Consider the following 384-nt stretch of genomic DNA (forward strand, 5'->3'; position numbering starts at 1 on the left):
GCGGTGGCTCGCAGGCCAGACCCATTGTGAGAACTGCGGTGCGGCCTTGAGGCACAAAGACAGCCGCTCGACGGTGCTGCGCACCGTCTATGGCAAGGTGACCGTGAAGAGTCCGCGGGTGTGGTCGTGCGCGTGTCAAGGGACTGTGCGGACGGAGCAGCGTGTGGTGCACCCCTTGTCGAAAGCGCTAACCAGACGCGTCACGCCGGAGCTGGAATACCTTCAGGCGAAGTGGGCAGTTCATCTGCCCTACCGGCAGGCGACGAACATGCTCAACGAAGTGCTACCGCAGGACAAGGGCATCTCGTTCAGCGGCATCCGGAATCGGATTCTTGACCTTGGAAAACAGCTCGACGCTGATATAGAGCGTGACATCGCGCAGCT

1 pseudogene is annotated in these 384 nt (G+C 61.2%); it reads left to right on the forward strand.

Going from position 1 to position 384, the window contains the following annotated elements:
- Positions 1–163: 163 nt before the first annotated feature.
- A pseudogene (locus tag P0D89_RS54230) lies at positions 164–384 on the forward strand (hypothetical protein); the annotation flags it as partial.

The organism is Paraburkholderia sp. RL18-085-BIA-A (genome assembly GCF_046027075.1).
Taxonomy (GTDB): Bacteria; Pseudomonadota; Gammaproteobacteria; order Burkholderiales; family Burkholderiaceae; genus Paraburkholderia.